Annotated in this window: 12 protein-coding genes and 1 riboswitch; of the genes, 11 read left to right on the top strand and 1 reads right to left on the bottom strand. The window is 60.9% G+C overall.

From position 1 onward, the window contains the following. Window positions 1-102 precede the first annotated feature (102 nt). A complete protein-coding gene (locus tag ACQRAQ_RS01785) occupies window positions 103-1,350 on the top strand; it encodes a DUF4013 domain-containing protein (protein ID WP_427793613.1) in 1,248 nt (415 codons plus the stop codon). A gap of 140 nt (window positions 1,351-1,490) precedes the next feature. On the opposite strand, the gene ACQRAQ_RS01780 is transcribed toward ACQRAQ_RS01785, so the two are convergent. Continuing rightward, window positions 1,491-2,954, bottom strand: coding sequence for a M20 family metallopeptidase (locus ACQRAQ_RS01780; protein WP_427747675.1), 1,464 nt, complete (start codon window positions 2,952-2,954; stop codon window positions 1,491-1,493). A 304-nt stretch (window positions 2,955-3,258) separates the two neighbouring features. Between ACQRAQ_RS01780 and ACQRAQ_RS01775 the strand changes: the two genes are divergently transcribed. The 10 genes from ACQRAQ_RS01775 to argJ all read left to right on the top strand — a co-directional run bounded on the left by ACQRAQ_RS01775 (window position 3,259) and on the right by argJ (window position 15,386). Then, a complete protein-coding gene (locus tag ACQRAQ_RS01775) occupies window positions 3,259-4,902 on the top strand; it encodes an amidohydrolase (RefSeq protein WP_427747676.1) in 1,644 nt (547 codons plus the stop codon). A gap of 921 nt (window positions 4,903-5,823) precedes the next feature. After that, entirely contained in the window at window positions 5,824-6,117 is a 294-nt protein-coding gene (gene groES / locus ACQRAQ_RS01770; protein ID WP_154514813.1) for a co-chaperone GroES, read from the top strand. Between the two features lie 96 nt (window positions 6,118-6,213). Then, window positions 6,214-7,851 carry a chaperonin GroEL gene (gene groL / locus ACQRAQ_RS01765; protein WP_154514811.1) on the top strand — a complete coding sequence of 546 codons (1,638 nt, stop codon included), beginning with the start codon at window positions 6,214-6,216 and terminating at the stop codon, window positions 7,849-7,851. Between the two features lie 365 nt (window positions 7,852-8,216). Beyond that, a riboswitch (FMN riboswitch) is annotated at window positions 8,217-8,409 on the top strand. A gap of 5 nt (window positions 8,410-8,414) precedes the next feature. Further along, window positions 8,415-9,005 (top strand): ECF transporter S component, encoded by a 591-nt coding sequence (locus ACQRAQ_RS01760; RefSeq protein ID WP_427793611.1) that lies wholly within the window; start codon window positions 8,415-8,417, stop codon window positions 9,003-9,005. Then, window positions 9,002-10,906, top strand: coding sequence for an energy-coupling factor transporter ATPase (locus tag ACQRAQ_RS01755; RefSeq protein WP_427793610.1), 1,905 nt, complete (start codon window positions 9,002-9,004; stop codon window positions 10,904-10,906). Before ACQRAQ_RS01760 ends, ACQRAQ_RS01755 begins: the two co-directional genes overlap by 4 nt. Next, entirely contained in the window at window positions 10,906-11,706 is an 801-nt protein-coding gene (locus ACQRAQ_RS01750) for an energy-coupling factor transporter transmembrane component T family protein (protein ID WP_427793609.1), read from the top strand. Before ACQRAQ_RS01755 ends, ACQRAQ_RS01750 begins: the two co-directional genes overlap by 1 nt. Window positions 11,707-11,736: 30 nt before the next feature. Continuing rightward, a complete protein-coding gene (locus ACQRAQ_RS01745; protein ID WP_427726998.1) occupies window positions 11,737-12,183 on the top strand; it encodes a pyridoxamine 5'-phosphate oxidase family protein in 447 nt (148 codons plus the stop codon). Between the two features lie 54 nt (window positions 12,184-12,237). Continuing rightward, window positions 12,238-12,648 (top strand): pyridoxamine 5'-phosphate oxidase family protein, encoded by a 411-nt coding sequence (locus ACQRAQ_RS01740; RefSeq protein WP_427793607.1) that lies wholly within the window; start codon window positions 12,238-12,240, stop codon window positions 12,646-12,648. 264 nt (window positions 12,649-12,912) lie between these two features. Beyond that, complete coding sequence (argC, locus tag ACQRAQ_RS01735) at window positions 12,913-13,983, top strand: N-acetyl-gamma-glutamyl-phosphate reductase (protein WP_427793605.1); 1,071 nt, start codon at window positions 12,913-12,915, stop codon at window positions 13,981-13,983. A 134-nt stretch (window positions 13,984-14,117) separates the two neighbouring features. Further along, window positions 14,118-15,386, top strand: coding sequence for a bifunctional glutamate N-acetyltransferase/amino-acid acetyltransferase ArgJ (gene argJ, locus ACQRAQ_RS01730; protein WP_427793603.1), 1,269 nt, complete (start codon window positions 14,118-14,120; stop codon window positions 15,384-15,386). Window positions 15,387-15,461: the final 75 nt, after the last annotated feature.

The following is a 15,461-nucleotide window of genomic DNA, read 5'->3' as shown; positions in this document are numbered from 1 at the left end:
CCGGTCATCTTGGGGTATTTGTCCCCACATTGCGCGATAATGTTGCCAAAGACGTCGTTTGCGATCCAGGTGATTCACTCTAGATACGAAGGGATGATTTCGATGTTCTGTTCGCAGTGTGGCGCCCCCATGGGCGATAACGACAAGTTCTGCGGCGTGTGCGGTGCCCCTAATACCGTGGTCAAGGCCGCCGGCCCCGCTCCCCAGGAACAGTCTCAGCCCCAGCAGTTTGTTCCGCAACCGCCCGTGGCGAATGCGCCAAAGGGCTGTGTGGCTCAGGCGTTCCAAGACATGACCAAGACTCCGGGCGTGCTGCAGCGCGTGTGCCAGATTGCTTTTTTGCCGGCGCTTATCTGTGTCGTGTCGGTGCTCGTGCTGTTCATTCCCGTTATCGGCGGTATTGCAGCTGCCATCGGCTTTTTGGCCGCCTGCGTGGCGAGTGTGTGCGGTTCGGGCTTTGGCATCGAGTGGGGTCGCGACCTGTCGCTTAAGATCGATGACGGCATGGATCGTCCGTTGATGCGTTCCACATCGTTTGGCCTCGGGGTCTTTTCGAGCGTTATTTCGGTCGTGCTCGAGATTATCGCTGCCATTCCCGTTATTGGTGTAGTGCTTTCGCTGGTGGAGAGCGTGGTAATTGGCGCGGCGGGCTCGTATTCGTATTACGGCTCTTCTGCGCTCGAGACTGCGCTGTTTGGCTCGCTTGGCCTGCTTGTCCTGGCTATGATTGCCACGGCGGTCCTGGGAGTCTTCTTTAAGATGTTCGCCGATATCGCCGTGATGCACTTTGCGGTGACCGGTCGCGTCGAGAGCGCGTTTTCGCTCGACAAGGTCTGGGCGGCCTTTAAGAACAATAAGACCAAGCTGTTCTGCGCTTCATTCCTTCCCGAGTTTTTGACGGGCCTGGTCGCCAACGTTGTCACATGGATCTTGACGGCGGTCTTTGGCGCCATTGCCTCTGTCGGTATGTATAGCTACTACTATCGTCCTACGGGTATTGAGGCAATTGTTAGCGGCGGTGGCATCTCGCTCGTGCTGTTCCTGGTGCTGATCGCTTTCGTCACCGTATTTCTAACGGTCTTTGGCAAGATGCTCAAGCACCGTGCCGTTGGCTATTGGGTCGCACGTTATGCAAGCGAGTGGGCCGACGAGGATAAGGACGACGTCCTGACGTTTGTATTGCCCTTCGAGAAGAAGTCCGCTCCTTCGGGTTACAGCGCTCCGGATGTCGCGCCTGAGCCCGAGCCTGAGTCTGTCCCGGGATCTGCGCCGGAGTCCGAGCCCACGACGGAGCCCGAGCCCACGACGGAGCCCGCGCCAAGCTCCGACGAGGACCCGCAAGACGAGTAGCCCTGTCACCTGCCATTTGGGGACGGGATAGAAATGGTAGAAATAGTGCTTGACGAATGAGCGGGGGCGGACGTGTCGAAACGTCCGCCCCCGCTTTGACATCGCGATGTGGCTACGGCTGCGAGATGGTCGCGATTCGACTACTCGTTGTGCTTCTCCTCGTGGCGAGCGGCGGCACGGGCATCGTGAATGCCCTTGATGGCGGCATGGCGGGCGGTACGGGCGTCGTGCATGGCGTCGCGGGCCTCGGCGGCTGTTGCCTTGGCAGAGCGCAGTTTGGCGGCCAAGTCGGGATTGGTCTCGGCAACCGCGGCGATAGCGGGGCCGTCGAGCTCCTCTTGCGTGGGCTCGGCCAAAAAGTCGATAGCATACTGAGCGGCTACCATGGAGCCCTTGGCGAGCACGCTCTCGTCGATCTTATAGAAGCAGGAGTGCTGGGCATAGGTGGCGCCGATCTGGGGGTTGCGCGTGCCCACAAAGGCAAGCACACCCGGTACACGGCGCAGGTACTCCGAGAAATCCTCGCCCGAAAGCGTGCCGCGATAATGGCCTTCGCCGGCTGCACCCAGACACTTGACCACGGCCTGACGACAACGCTCACTCGAGGCGACGTCGTTTTCGACCTTGTAGTTGGCGATGGTGTAGTCGGTAAGTTCAGCCTCGGCGCCCAGGGCCGCCGCAGTGTGCTCTACGATGCGGCGCATGAGCTCGGGCATTTCCTCGTGCGTCGAATCGCCATAGGTGCGCACCGTGCCGGCGAGGTAGGCGGTACCGGCGATAACGTTGCGCGCGGTGCCGCCGTGCAGCTCGCCGACGGTAATGACGGCCGGCTCGTAGGGGCTGATCTCGCGCGAAACGATGGTCTGCAGGGCGTTGACGATCTCGGCCGCCACCATGACGGCGTCGTGGCCGCGCTGGGGCATGGCGCCGTGGCACGAGGTCCCGCGGACATCAATGCGGAACCAGTCGGTATTGGCCATGCGCGGACCGGGCTCGCAGCTTACGGTGCCGGCGTCGACCTCACTCCAGATGTGTGCGGCGTAGGCGCCATCGACGCCGTCGAGCACACCCGTGCCGATCATGAGTTTGGCGCCTTGGCCGTTTTCCTCACTGGGTTGGAAGACGATGCGGACCTCGCCGTGGATGTCGTCGGTCATATGGCGCAGGATCTGCAGCGTGCCGAGCATCATGGCAATGTGGCAGTCGTGGCCGCAGGCGTGCATGCAGCCCTCGTTGACGCTGGCGAACTCCTCGCCGGTCTGCTCGGTGACGGGTAGGGCGTCGATATCCGCGCGCAGCAGGATGCGGCGGCGCGGCGTGCCGTCCTCGCGGTAGGCGTCGGGTGCGGTGCCGCGAAGGGTCGCCACCAGGCCCGTCTTAAGCGGGCGCTCGTAGGGGATATTCATGGCGTCGAGCTGGTTGGCGATGTCAGAAGTCGTGCGCTCTTCGGCGAGGCTCAACTCTGGGTGCTTATGGAAGTGCCGGCGCTGCTTGATGATGTAGGGCTCAAACTCGGCGGCGATATCTTGGATGGCTGCGGTGACGTCATCAGCCGCGCGGGCCTCGGTCGCTGCCATAATCTGCTGTGCCTTGGTCTTCGTCATGGTCGATTTGCTCCTTGCTGGTTTATCGCAAAATCGTACAGGCTCTTTCCAGTATGCCACCTGCCACTTGGGGACGGGGCAGAAATGGTAGAAATGGATACCTCCGTAACCTTGACAGGTCCAAATTGCTTGTGCACGCAGCCTTGGATGCGGCTTTCAAGCTTGAAATCTACCATTTCTACCCCGTCCCCAAGTGGCAGGCGGGGCCGTTGGGGTTGGGAAAGGTGCCGTTTACCGCTTGACGTTTTGCAGCTGTGGCGGTGGAGTACACTCGGGGGTGTTGAATTTCCTGCCAGAGATGGGGATGCCCATGCAACATATCGATCGGATTATCCGCTCTAAGAACGTCTTTACCTCGCAAGACGGCATCGATACCGCCCGTGAGCTGGCGATTGCCATCGCAGGCGACCGTATCGTCGCAGTCGGCAAGCCCGATGACGTGATCGCCGCCGCGCCTGCCGCCACGCCGGTTATCGACTACGGCGAGCAGTTTGTCTGCCCCGGTTTCCATGACGCTCATCTGCACTTCTTTCATACCTCGGTCGGTTCCTCGCCGTATATGCTCATGGATGGGGGCACGTCCGAGGTGGCGCTGGTGCAGCACGTGCTCGAGTTTTCCCAGGATCTGCCCGACGACGCTTGGGTTGTGACGCAGGGCTGGCGCGACTACCGTTGGGACCCGCCCGAGCATCCTACCAAGGCGTCGCTCGATGCGGTATTTCCCGATCGTCCCTGCGTTATGTACTCGGGCGACGGCCACACGCTGTGGCTCAACAGTCGCGCTCTCGAGGCGCTCGGCGTCACGCGCGATAGCGAGCCGCCAGCGGGCGGCAGCTACGACAAGGACGCAAACGGTGAGCTCACGGGCATTGCTCACGAGGCGGCCGCCATGCAGCTGTTGCCGCGCTGCCTTGAGTGGCTGGGCGAAGATCGCATCGCAAGCGCTTACGCCGATCAAATGAGGCGCATGGCCGAGCAGGGCATCACCTCTATCTGCGACATGTCGCTCATGCCCATGCCGGGCTGCGATTTTATCCGCGACGACGTCTACGACAAACTGCAGACAGCCGGCAAGCTGGGCATTCGTGCCCATCTGTTCCCCACGCTGCTGGATGACCAGTCGCGTCTAGAAGAGCTGCAGGCACGTTACGCGAACAACGCACTGCTTTCGGCGCCGGGCTTTAAGCAGTTCTTTGACGGCGTGTCGAGCGAACATACGGCATATCTCACCGAGCCCTATACCAATCCGCGCTTCCCGGGCGACCAAGGCCGTCTGACGGTTTCCGCCGAGCGCATGCGCAAGCTGGTTCTGGCGGCTGCGGAGCGCGGCCGCGCCGTGCGCATCCACGTTATCGGCGACGGTGCGATTCATGCCGCGCTGGATATCTTCGAGGAAGCCGCCGGTCTGTACGGCCTGCCCCAGCACGGCCACAACACGCTCGAGCACCTGGAGAACCTCCTGCCCGAGGACATAGACCGCCTGCGCAAGCTCAACGTGGTCGCCTCGAGCCAGCCCTGCCATATTACGCTCGACCCGGGTGGACCGGAGCGCGATTTGGGCTTGGAGCGCAGCCGCATCATGTGGCCGTTCGCAACCTATAAGCAGCGCGGCATTCGCCAAGCCTTCGGTACCGACAGCCCCATCACGCCCGTTACCAGCATGGATGTGCTCTACACGGCTATCACACGCCAGGACCCCAAAAGCCACTGGCCCGAGGGCGGCTGGTTGCCGAGCGAGCGCATCGACGCGGCAACGGCTTTGCGCAACTACACCTTGGGCAGCGCCTATGCGGCAGGCGACGAGCAAAACCTCGGCAGCTTGGAGCCCGGCAAGTATGCTGACCTGGTGGTCTTGGACCAAAACCCGCTCACCGTTGACCCCCAAGAGCTGCAAGCCACCAAGGTTCAGGCCACCTACCTAGCCGGTAACCTCATCTACGAGCGCTGATGCTCATGCCGTGTCGTTAAACGCGGCCCGGGCGACTTATTTTGGGATGGCGCTCGAGCCACGTCTGCATATCGGTGGGGACTCGTTATGAGCGTCCCTGCTCTGCCGGATTTGTGCGTGGGGTGGAGGCGCTGCTGCCCCGCGCGTTCAAATCGGACATTTGCAATGCTACCTCATGGTGTTTTGCATACTTCCCATTACAGATTGCATAAAAAGGTTGGGATGTTCTTTCTGGCCCTGATGTACCCCCGCCTGGGCCGTGCAAAAAACGGAGTATTCAGCACTGCGAGCTCTGCCGGCGCCGTTGCGGTCGGGTAATGTCATGGGGATTGATGTCATTTTGGCGTCCGGGCAGGCACGAGGCATGCCTTTATGCCCTGATGGGGTCTGCCTGCCGACCCAAATCGCCGGTCGAAGGCGTCCTTGGGACCAATAAGATGTGTCTGGCGCGTATACAGCCATCCTGGTCTGCTGAATACTCCCAAAAATGCACGGTGCTCCCCAGGGGACCCGTGCGTGCAGCGAAAGCCATGCCCATGTTCCTATCCACATCGCCATTTTGCTGCACTGACGTTTCTGAATGCCGCGCCCGAACTAGTTAACTTGGCTCCCGTGTGGCTCCGGAGGGGCGGGGCATAAGGTTTGTCGTGAGTTCCGCACGAGCCGAAGGCCACGTAATGTGGCCTTCGTGCGAGCAGGACTGCCCGAGCAGGAAACCTTATGCCCCGCCCCTCCGGCGCCACACGGGAGCTGCGCACAAGTTATCCCCCCGGCATTCAGAAAATCTAAGTGCCAAAAAATAAGATTTTTTGACTCTGTGTTGTATAACCCGCCATTCGTGGGTACCATTCAACGCGTACGCAAACAAATAGGGTTAATTCGCGTGGCATAACCACGCGGCCCAAAAAGGAGGAGACAAGCATGTCGTCTTTGAAGCCGCTTGCAGATCGTGTTCTGGTCAAGCCCGACGAGGCCGAGCAGAAGACCGCTTCTGGTCTGTATATCGCCAGCAACGCTCAGGAGAAGCCGCAGCGCGGCACCGTCATTGCCGTTGGCGCTGGCAAGGTCAACGACAAGGGTGAGCGCATCCCCATGGACGTCAAGGAAGGCGACGTTGTCATCTACGGCAAGTTCGGTGGCAACGAGGTCAAGGTCGACGGCGAGAAGTATCTGCTGATGCGCGCCGACGACATTTACGCCGTCGTCGAGGCCTAGTCTCATCAGGCTCTCTGATTCGTCTTTGAACGCGGTCGCCGCATAGGACTCGGAAGCGGCGACGTGAGTCACATTTCTTTTGGAGGATTACCTACCATGGCAAAGAACATTACGTTCAATACCGATGCCCGCGCTAAGCTCGCCAAGGGCGTCAACACTCTGGCCGATGCCGTTACCGTCACCATGGGCCCCAAGGGTCGCTATGTCGCCCTGCAGCGCACGTTCGGTGCCCCGACCATCACCAACGACGGCGTTTCCGTCGCCAAGGAGATCGAGCTCGAGGACAACATCGAGAACATGGGTGCCCAGCTGGTGAAGGAGGTCGCCACCAAGACCAACGACACCGTGGGTGACGGTACCACCACCGCAACCCTGCTCGCTCAGGCCATCGTTAACGACGGTCTTCGCAACGTCGCCGCTGGCGCCAACCCGCTGGCCATCCGTCGCGGCATCGACAAGGCCGTCAACGCCGCCGTCGCCGAGATGAAGAAGCAGGCCAAGCCGGTCGAGACCAAGGAGCAGATTGCTTCCGTCGGTACCATCTCCGCCGGTGACCCCGAGGTCGGCGAGAAGATCGCCGAGGCCATGGAAGTCGTGGGCAAGGACGGCGTCATCACCGTCGAGGATTCCCAGACGTTCGACATCACCATCGACACCGTCGAGGGCATGCAGTTCGATAAGGGCTACGTCTCCGCTTACTTCGTCACGGACAACGACCGCATGGAGGCCGTGATGAAGGATCCGTACATCCTCATCACCGACCAGAAGATCTCCAGCGTCCAGGACATCATGCCTGTTCTCGAGGCTGTCCAGCGCGCTGGCCGTGGCCTGCTCATCATCGCTGAGGACATCGACGGCGAGGCTCTGCCCACCCTCGTCCTCAACAAGATCCGCGGCGCCCTCAACGTCTGCGCCGTCAAGGCTCCGGGCTACGGCGATCGCCGCAAGCGCATTCTCGAGGACATCGCCGTCCTCACCGGTGGTCAGGCTGCTCTGGACGAGCTGGGCGTGAAGGTCGCTGACATCACCGCCGATATGCTCGGTACCGCTAAGTCCGTCACCATCTCCAAGGACAACACCGTCATCGTCGGCGGCGCTGGCTCCAAGGAGGCCATCGACGCCCGTATTGCTCAGATCAAGGGCGAGATGGAGAACACCACCTCTGACTTCGACCGCGAGAAGCTCCAGGAGCGCCTGGCCAAGCTCTCCGGTGGCGTTGCCGTCATCAAGGTCGGCGCTGCCACCGAGTCCGAGCTCAAGGAGATCAAGCACCGCGTCGAGGACGCCCTGCAGGCAACCCGCGCTGCTGTCGAGGAGGGCATTGTCGCTGGCGGCGGCGTCGCCTTCATGGACGCTGTGCCTGCGCTCGATGCAGTCGAGATCGACGACCCCGAGGAGAAGATCGGCGTCGACATCGTCAAGAAGGCTCTGACCGCTCCGGTCGCAACCATTGCCAAGAACGCTGGCTTTGAGGGCGCTGTCGTGGTCGACAAGGTCGCCGAGCTGCCCGCTGGCCAGGGCCTCAACTCTGCCAGCGGCGAGTGGGGCGACATGATCGAGATGGGCGTCCTCGACCCCGTCAAGGTCAGCCGCGTCACCCTGCAGAACGCTGCTTCTGTCGCCAGCCTGATCCTTATCACCGAGGCCACGGTTTCCGATGTGCCCAAGAACACTCAGCTTGAGGATGCTATCGCTGCTGCTACCGCTGGTCAGCAGGGCGGCGGTATGTACTAAGGCCGACAAGGTCTAGAACTCCCACCGGGAATCCGGGGGCGTGACGGGGCTTCTCTCCGGAACGTCCTCGGACATGCAAAGAGGCTCCGCATCGCGCTTCGCGCTGCGGAGCCTCTTTGCGTCCTGCGGAATGTTCCGGAGAGAAGCCCCGTCACGCCCCCGGATTCCCTACGTTTACGGCCTTGAGGTCGGCGGGCGGAGAACGTGGTTGTTGGGGATACGTATCCCGGACGCTGTTTCGCGCTTTGCGCGAAAGGCGCGTTACTGTGGGATGGGTGGGGAACGTGGTTGTTGCGGCAACTGATCCCCACTATAAATTACCCTTGGCATGCTTGCGCGAAAGCCTGCCCGTGCTAGACTTGGAATTGCTGTTTCAGGGCGGGGTGAAATTCCCCACTGGCGGTAAATCGGACGGTGCCAGAGGGGCACCGTGGCGCAGGCGAGGTGCCTGCGTCCGAGCCGATGAGTCCGCGACCCGTGCGTGCGTTGGTTCGCATGTCGGCTGAACTGGTGAGATCCCAGTACCAACGGTTAGAGTCCGGATGAAAGAGGCAGGTGATCTTATGTCTGAACAGTCGCAGCATATCCATTTCGAGAACACGAATAGGTGGAGCACCAAACAGCTCGTTACCATGGCGCTGATGTGCGCCTTGGGCGCCCTGTTTATGTACGTGCAGCTGCCCATCCTTCCTTCGGCGCCGTTTTTGACCTACGACCCGTCGCTGGTGCCGGCGATGGTGTGCGGTTTTGCGTATGGTCCCGGCGCCGGTACTGCTGTTGCCGCTATGGCTATCGTTATTCACGCGCTCACCACGGGTGACTGGGTCGGTGCGCTTATGAACCTGGTTGCCACGCTGGGCTACATTCTGCCCGCGGCTATCGTCTACCAGAAGATGCATACCTATAAGGGTGCCGTGATTGGCCTGGTGTTCGGCGTCATTGCCGCTACGGCACTGTCTATGGTTGCAAACCTTACCATTGGCGTATGGTTCTGGTATGGCTCGGTCGATGCGATCGCTCCGCTCATGGTTCCTGCCGTGCTGCCGTTCAACCTTATCAAGACCGTGCTCAACTCGGTGCTCACGCTTGCAGTGTACAAGGCGGCCTCCAACCTCATCACGCCTAAAAAGAACCAGGTCAAAGGCCGCGCATGATTGATTGTCGAGGAGTTTCCTTTAGCTATGACGGTGTCACGCCGGCGCTCGACGGTATCGATCTGAACATCGAGGATGGCGAGTTTTTCTGCATCCTCGGCGGCAATGGGTCGGGCAAGTCGACGTTTGCCAAGCATCTGAATGCGCTGCTGCGGCCCGATGCAGGCACGGTGCGTATCAACGGCATGGATGCATCAGATCCCGAGTTGGTCTACGACATTCGTTCGACCGCGGGCATGGTGTTCCAGAATCCCGATGATCAGCTGGTGGCAACGCTTGTCGAAGATGATGTTGCGTTTGGTCCCGAAAACCTTGGCGTGCCATCGGCGCAAATTGCGCAGCGCGTACGCGAGGCGCTGAAGGGTGTGGGCCTGGTGGGCTTTGAGCGCCACGAGACCCATGCACTTTCGGGCGGCCAAAAGCAGCGCGTGGCGCTTGCCGGCGTGCTCGCCATGGAACCGCGCGTGCTCATTTTGGACGAGGCTTCCTCGATGCTCGATCCGCGTGGACGTAAGGGCCTTATGAAGGTTTGCCGCGCGTTGCACGATCGCGGCATGACCATCGTGATGATTACGCACGTTATGGAAGAGGCCGCCGAGGCCGATCGTGTCGCGGTGTTTCGGGCGGGGCGCGTTGCCATGCTCGGTACGCCCGAGGAAATCTTGACGCGGGCGGACGAACTTGCCCAGCTCAACCTGGATATGCCGGCGTCGTGCTGTCTAGGTAGGGCACTCCGCGCGAAGGGCGTACCCGTTTGCGCGCAGGTGCGTGAGGCGGATATGGTCGCCGAGATTGCACAGGTTTATGCTGAGCGGAGCGGGGCGGACGTCGCTGGGCGGCCTTCCGCATCCGATTCTCGTGTGCTTGACCATGCATCCTCTGCAGCCGGTGGGATGGTCGCGTCGGAGCCCGTCATCGAGTTTTCGCACCTCTCGCATAGTTGGTCGCTGAGCGCCCGCGAGCGCCGCCGATGGCGCAAGCGCTCGACCACTGTGGGCGCATCGGGCAAACAGGCTCTTTGGGGCAACGATCCAAACAGCCCCTGGGCGCTACGTGATGTTTCGCTGACGGTGCGTCGCGGCGAGTTTCTGGGCCTGGCGGGTCATACCGGCTCGGGTAAATCAACGCTGGTTCAGCATCTCAACGGGCTGATTCGTCCACAGGAGGGGAGCGTTTGCGCACTGGGGCTCGACCTATCAAGCAAGAAAGGCGCCGCCGCGGTTAAGGCCAAGGTCGGCGTGGTGTTTCAGTATCCCGAGCGCCAGCTATTTGCCGAGACCGTGGCGCAGGACGTGGCGTTTGGCCCGCGCAACCTTGGCCTGCCGCAAGACGAGGTTGTTCGCCGTGTCGCAACATCGCTTGCGCGCGTGGGCCTCGACCTTGCCGCGATAGGCGACAAGAGCCCCTTTGAGCTTTCGGGCGGTCAGCAGCGCCGCGTGGCGTTTGCCGGCGTGCTTGCCATGGAGCCCGAGGTCCTGGTGCTCGACGAGCCCATGGCGGGGCTCGATCCGGCTGCGCGCAGGGATTTCCTGGAGCTTATCGATCGGCTCCATCTTGAGGGCCTGACTGTTGTCATGGTTTCGCACAGCATGGATGACCTGGCAAATTGTTGTGACCGTATCGTTGTGATGAACGAGGGCGCGGTGTTTGCCGATGGAACGCCCGCACAGGTTTTTGCGCACGCGAACGAGCTCAAATCGATCGGTTTGGGCGTTCCCGCTGCACAGCGCATGGCATTGTCGCTCGTGCAAGCCGGTGTGCCGCTCCGCTGCGACAAGCTTTTTACGGTTGAGGCGCTGGCCGACGAGTTGGCCGGCATGCTGCTAGGCTGCGCGGACGGACCTTTGAGGGCGTCGCGTCAGGCTGGTTCCAAGATGGCCACGCAAGAGGAGGGCTGCTAATGGAGGCATTCTCATTTGGCAGCTACTATCCGGGGGAAAGCGCGCTGCATCGCCTGGATCCGCGCACTAAGTTGCTCCTAGGTTTCGCATTTCTGATCACTGCGCTCACCGTCGGCAGCTTCCGCGGGCTGGTTCCGATCGCAATTTTTGTCGTGCTGGTCTATGTCGCGGCCCGGGTTCCGTTGCGTCGGGTCCTATCGTCGATGGCACCACTGCTGGCGATTGTCGTGGTGGTCGCGGTGCTCAACCTGTTTTCCGATCAGAGTGGCCGCATCCTGTGGCAGTTTGGCTTTTTGCAGGTGAGCGAGGGCTCGCTGCGTTCTGCGACGTTTATGGCGTGTCGCCTGACGATGATGATGGCCGGCATGAGCGCCATTACGCTCACCACGCCGACGCTCGACCTCACCGCGGGTTTTGAGCGCCTGCTCGCACCATTCGCGCGTGTGGGGCTTCCGGCGCACGAGCTCGGCATGATTATGGGTATCGCACTGCGGTTTATGCCACAATTTGCCACCGAGATGAAACAGACGGCCGATGCACAGGCAAGCCGTGGCGCGCGCGTGACGGGCGGTCCGCTCGGTGGCGTGCGCATGCTCGGCAGTGTGGCGATTCCGCTGTTTGCTGGCGTGTTCCGTCATGCCGAGACGCTTTCGGCCGCCATGGATGCGCGCTGCTATCACGGCGAGCGGGGACGCACGCGTCTGCATGCGCTTACGTTTGGCCGCGGGGATGCACTGGCCGCGGTGGCGATGGCGCTGCTGGTGGCATGCGTTGTCGTTATCAATCTCCAACTCGTCTAAGCTCGATTCGAGCGCAAGAAAGGGGTCTCTATGACCGACATCGATCGCATGGCTCAGCTCGAGCGCGTCTGCTCGTATCTCAGGCGCATTCCGGCGTGGTATCTTGCCACGACCGATGCAAACGACGGGCATCAGCCCCGCGTGAGGCCGTTTTCGTTTGCCATGGTCGATAACGACAAGCTGTGGTTTTGCACGTCGCGCGACAAGGACGTGTGGGCGGAGTTGAGCAAGAATCCCAAGTTTGAGGTATCGGGCTGGAAGCCGGGGGAGTGCTGGATCGTGTTAACTGGCGAGGCCGCACTCGAGGACGATGCATTCGTGAGTGACAAGGTGCGCCAGACGGGCTTTAAGCATATGGTGGGCATTGGCGAGCAACACGATAGTGCCAACGATGGCCGCCTTGCGTTCTTCTCGGTCCGCAACATCGCCGCGCGGTTCTGCGATATCGACGGCAGCGAAGAGCTCCTCGAGCTTTAATTTCCCAAATTAGCTGCCCATTCCAAAAAGACTGGTCAGATGACAGGAGGAAACGTGGACGGATTGAATACGGTGCTGGAGTATCTGACGTCGGTGCCGGCGTGGTACCTAGCGACGAGCGTGGATGGGCAGCCGCATGTGCGTCCGTTCTCGTTTGCGCAGATTCAGGACGGCAAGCTGTGGTTTGTAACGGCGCGCACCAAAGATGTGTGGCAAGAGCTGCTGCAAAACCAGCGCTTTGAGGCCACGAGTTGGTGGCCGGGCCATGGTTGGTTGATCCTGCGCGGGCGTGCGGGTCTGGACGACCGGGCTTCGGATGAAATGCGCGAGGTCGGGTGGAAGCATCTTGAGCGCTTGAGCGAGCACTATGAGGGGCCTAACGACCCCACGCTCGTCTTCTTTAGCGTCGAGGACCCCGAGGCTTTTATCTGCAATCACGACGAATGGGTTCCGGTCGAGCTCTAGGCTGCTCTGGGCGACCCTTAAGTTTGGTATTCCGTATAAGGTGGGCTCCGCATTGGCCAGCAGTATGATGCGCTGCGGCTAATGCAGAGCTCGCTTATTTTTTTGTCAATTCCTTCAAGCGAATGTGTCGGGTATGTTTCAATGCATGAAGACACAAATTATTTGCGTAAATATGCATTCTCGGGTGCTAAAGTTTCAACCTACCTCATAACGACAGCTGCGGAATGCGCAATGACGCATAAGACCGCAGACAAGGAGTCCGATATGTCTTTAAAGGTTGGAATCGTCGGCGCGGCTGGATATGCCGGCGCCGAGCTTATTCGCCTCGTGCTCGGCCATCCCGAGTATGAACTTGTTGCCATTACGTCCAACGCCGATGCCGGCCAGCTGCTGTCCGCGGTGTATCCGAGCTTTGCTGGCGTGAGCGATTTGGTTTTCACCACGCATGACGCCCCTGAACTCAAGAGCTGCGATGCGGTTTTTCTCGCCGTGCCGCACACGGCTGCCATGGCACAGGTGCCCGCTCTGCTTGCATCGGGTGTCTCTTGCTTTGATCTTTCGGCCGATTACCGTCTGAGCGACGCGTCTGTCTTTGAGACATGGTATGCCGCCGAGCACACGAGCCCCGAGTTGCTTAAAACACGTGCCTTCGGTCTGCCCGAGTTGTTCTGCCAGGACTTAGAGACCGCTGCATCCGACCACGCCGACGGCAAGCCCGTACTGGTCGCCTGCGCCGGTTGCTATCCCACCGCAACGAGTCTTGCTGCCGCGCCTGCCGTGCGTGCGGGCTGGGTGGCCCAGAGCGGCCCCGTAGTCGTCGACGCCATCAGTGGCGTGACGGGTGCCGGTAAGTCGTGCAACACCCGCACCCATTTTTGCAGCGCGGACGAGAATCTGGAGGCCTATGGCGTAGGAAAACATCGCCATACGCCAGAAATCGAGCAAATTCTGGGCCTTACCGATCGCGTCGTCTTTACTCCGCACCTGGCACCGCTCAAGCGCGGCCTGCTCTCTACGGTGACGCTGCCGCTCGCAACGCAGGCTCTCGAAGCGCTGACTCTTGAGGATGCCGTCGACCATTACAAGAAGTTCTACGCCGGTCGTACCTTTGTGCGCGTGCTCGATGCCGGCCAGCAACCCAAGACGGCTTCGGTTGTCGGTACCAATGCCGCCCAGATCGGCCTTGCGCTCAACAAGCGTGCGGGCGTGCTGGTGGCGACGGACGCCATCGACAATTTGTGCAAGGGCGCTGCGGGCCAGGCGGTCCAGTGCGCCAACATCGTCTTTGGTTTTGACGAGCGACGAGGCTTGCCCACAGTGGCGTGCCCGGTGTAGCACATTCGATTATTAACGATTTGGTAGTCGGGTATCGAGTTTGGCGCCACTTTTAAGCTGGTCTCATGATTGTGGCTGGCATGGCGCACCAACCGATGCCCATTTTTTGTTTGACATAAGGAGTCGTAAAGACGATGAATGCTGAGCAGTTCGATATCAAGATTCGCGCCGTCGAGGGCGGCGTAACGGCGGCAGCCGGCTTTAAGGCGGCGGGCATCCATGCCGGATTCCGCAAGAATCCCGAGCGCCTGGATTACGCGCTCGTTGTGCCCGATAAACCCTGTCCCGGGGCCGGCGTGTTTACGACTAACCGCTTTTGTGCGGCGCCCGTGCAGGTGAGCCGTGCCAACCTGGGCGGTACGGACAAGGGCTATGGCATCATCGCCGGTGTTTCAATCAACTCCGGCAACGCGAACGCCGCCACGGGCGAGACCGGCCTTGCCTGTGCGCGCGAGACGTGCAATATCGCCTCGCAGGTCATTGGCTGTGAACCCCAACAGATTTTAGTTGCCTCCACGGGCGTGATCGGACAGATTCTGCCGATCGACACGTTTGAGACGGCAATTCCGTCCGCCTACGAGGCACTCTCTGCCCATGGCGGCGCCGATGCAGCCCGTGCCATCATGACGACCGATACGCATTCCAAGGAGTATGCCGTTCGCTACAGCAGCGAGGCCGCGGGGCACGCAGGCAATACCTATACGGTGGGCGGCATGTGCAAGGGATCGGGCATGATCATGCCCAATATGGCCACCATGATCGCGGTCATTACTACCGATGCCCCCGTCGAGTCGGCGGCGCTCCACACCCTACTGCTCTCGACCGTTAAACAGACCTTTAATAAAGTGACGGTCGATTCCGATACCTCGACCAACGACACCTGTATCATGCTGGCTTCTGCCGCTGCCGCCGCGGATGCCGAGGCCATCGTCGAGGGCACTGACGCCTTTGACGAGCTGGCCTTTGCCGTGCACGAGGTGTGCGAGAGCCTGGCGCGTAACATCGCGGCCGATGGCGAGGGTGCGTCAAAGCTCGTGACGGTTAACGTCACCGGCGCCGCCAACGACGAGGAAGCCGATATCGCCGCCCGCGCCGTCGCCAACTCGCCGCTCGTCAAGACCTGCATCGCTGGCCACGACTGCAATTGGGGTCGCGTTGCCATGGCGCTCGGCAAGTGCGGCGTAAAGTTTAATCAGGAAGACGTTTCCATCGACATGATGGGCATGCCCGTCTGCCGCGAGGGCCTGACTGTTCCTTTTGACGAGGACGAGGCCCTGCGACGTTTTGAGGCGCCCGAGATCGTGATTTCGGCCGACCTGGGAGCAGGCGACGCGGCAACGACCGTGTGGACCTGTGATCTCACGCACGAGTACATCTCAATCAATGGTGACTACCGCTCCTAGACTCCAGGCACGCTGCGCATCTCGCCGCGATTGCGGGCAGCGGAGCACAGCGCGATAACGATACGAAAGACGAGG

It is taken from the genome of Collinsella sp. SGI.178 (assembly GCF_050313495.1).
Classification (GTDB): Bacteria; Actinomycetota; Coriobacteriia; order Coriobacteriales; family Coriobacteriaceae; genus Collinsella.
Note: the sequence above shows the minus strand (reverse complement) of the source record. Positions and strands in the feature narration are given on the sequence as shown.

Excerpts from the sequence above, each read along its gene's own strand:
- ACQRAQ_RS01785 (WP_427793613.1), top strand. The coding sequence starts at position 103 with ATGTTCTGTTCGCAGTGTGGCGCCCCCATGGGCGATAACGACAAGTTC.
- ACQRAQ_RS01780 (WP_427747675.1), bottom strand. The coding sequence starts at position 2,954 with ATGACGAAGACCAAGGCACAGCAGATTATGGCAGCGACCGAGGCCCGC.
- ACQRAQ_RS01775 (WP_427747676.1), top strand. The coding sequence starts at position 3,259 with ATGCCCATGCAACATATCGATCGGATTATCCGCTCTAAGAACGTCTTT.
- groES (WP_154514813.1), top strand. The coding sequence starts at position 5,824 with ATGTCGTCTTTGAAGCCGCTTGCAGATCGTGTTCTGGTCAAGCCCGAC.
- groL (WP_154514811.1), top strand. The coding sequence starts at position 6,214 with ATGGCAAAGAACATTACGTTCAATACCGATGCCCGCGCTAAGCTCGCC.
- ACQRAQ_RS01760 (WP_427793611.1), top strand. The coding sequence starts at position 8,415 with ATGTCTGAACAGTCGCAGCATATCCATTTCGAGAACACGAATAGGTGG.
- ACQRAQ_RS01755 (WP_427793610.1), top strand. The coding sequence starts at position 9,002 with ATGATTGATTGTCGAGGAGTTTCCTTTAGCTATGACGGTGTCACGCCG.
- ACQRAQ_RS01750 (WP_427793609.1), top strand. The coding sequence starts at position 10,906 with ATGGAGGCATTCTCATTTGGCAGCTACTATCCGGGGGAAAGCGCGCTG.
- ACQRAQ_RS01745 (WP_427726998.1), top strand. The coding sequence starts at position 11,737 with ATGACCGACATCGATCGCATGGCTCAGCTCGAGCGCGTCTGCTCGTAT.
- argC (WP_427793605.1), top strand. The coding sequence starts at position 12,913 with ATGTCTTTAAAGGTTGGAATCGTCGGCGCGGCTGGATATGCCGGCGCC.
- argJ (WP_427793603.1), top strand. The coding sequence starts at position 14,118 with ATGAATGCTGAGCAGTTCGATATCAAGATTCGCGCCGTCGAGGGCGGC.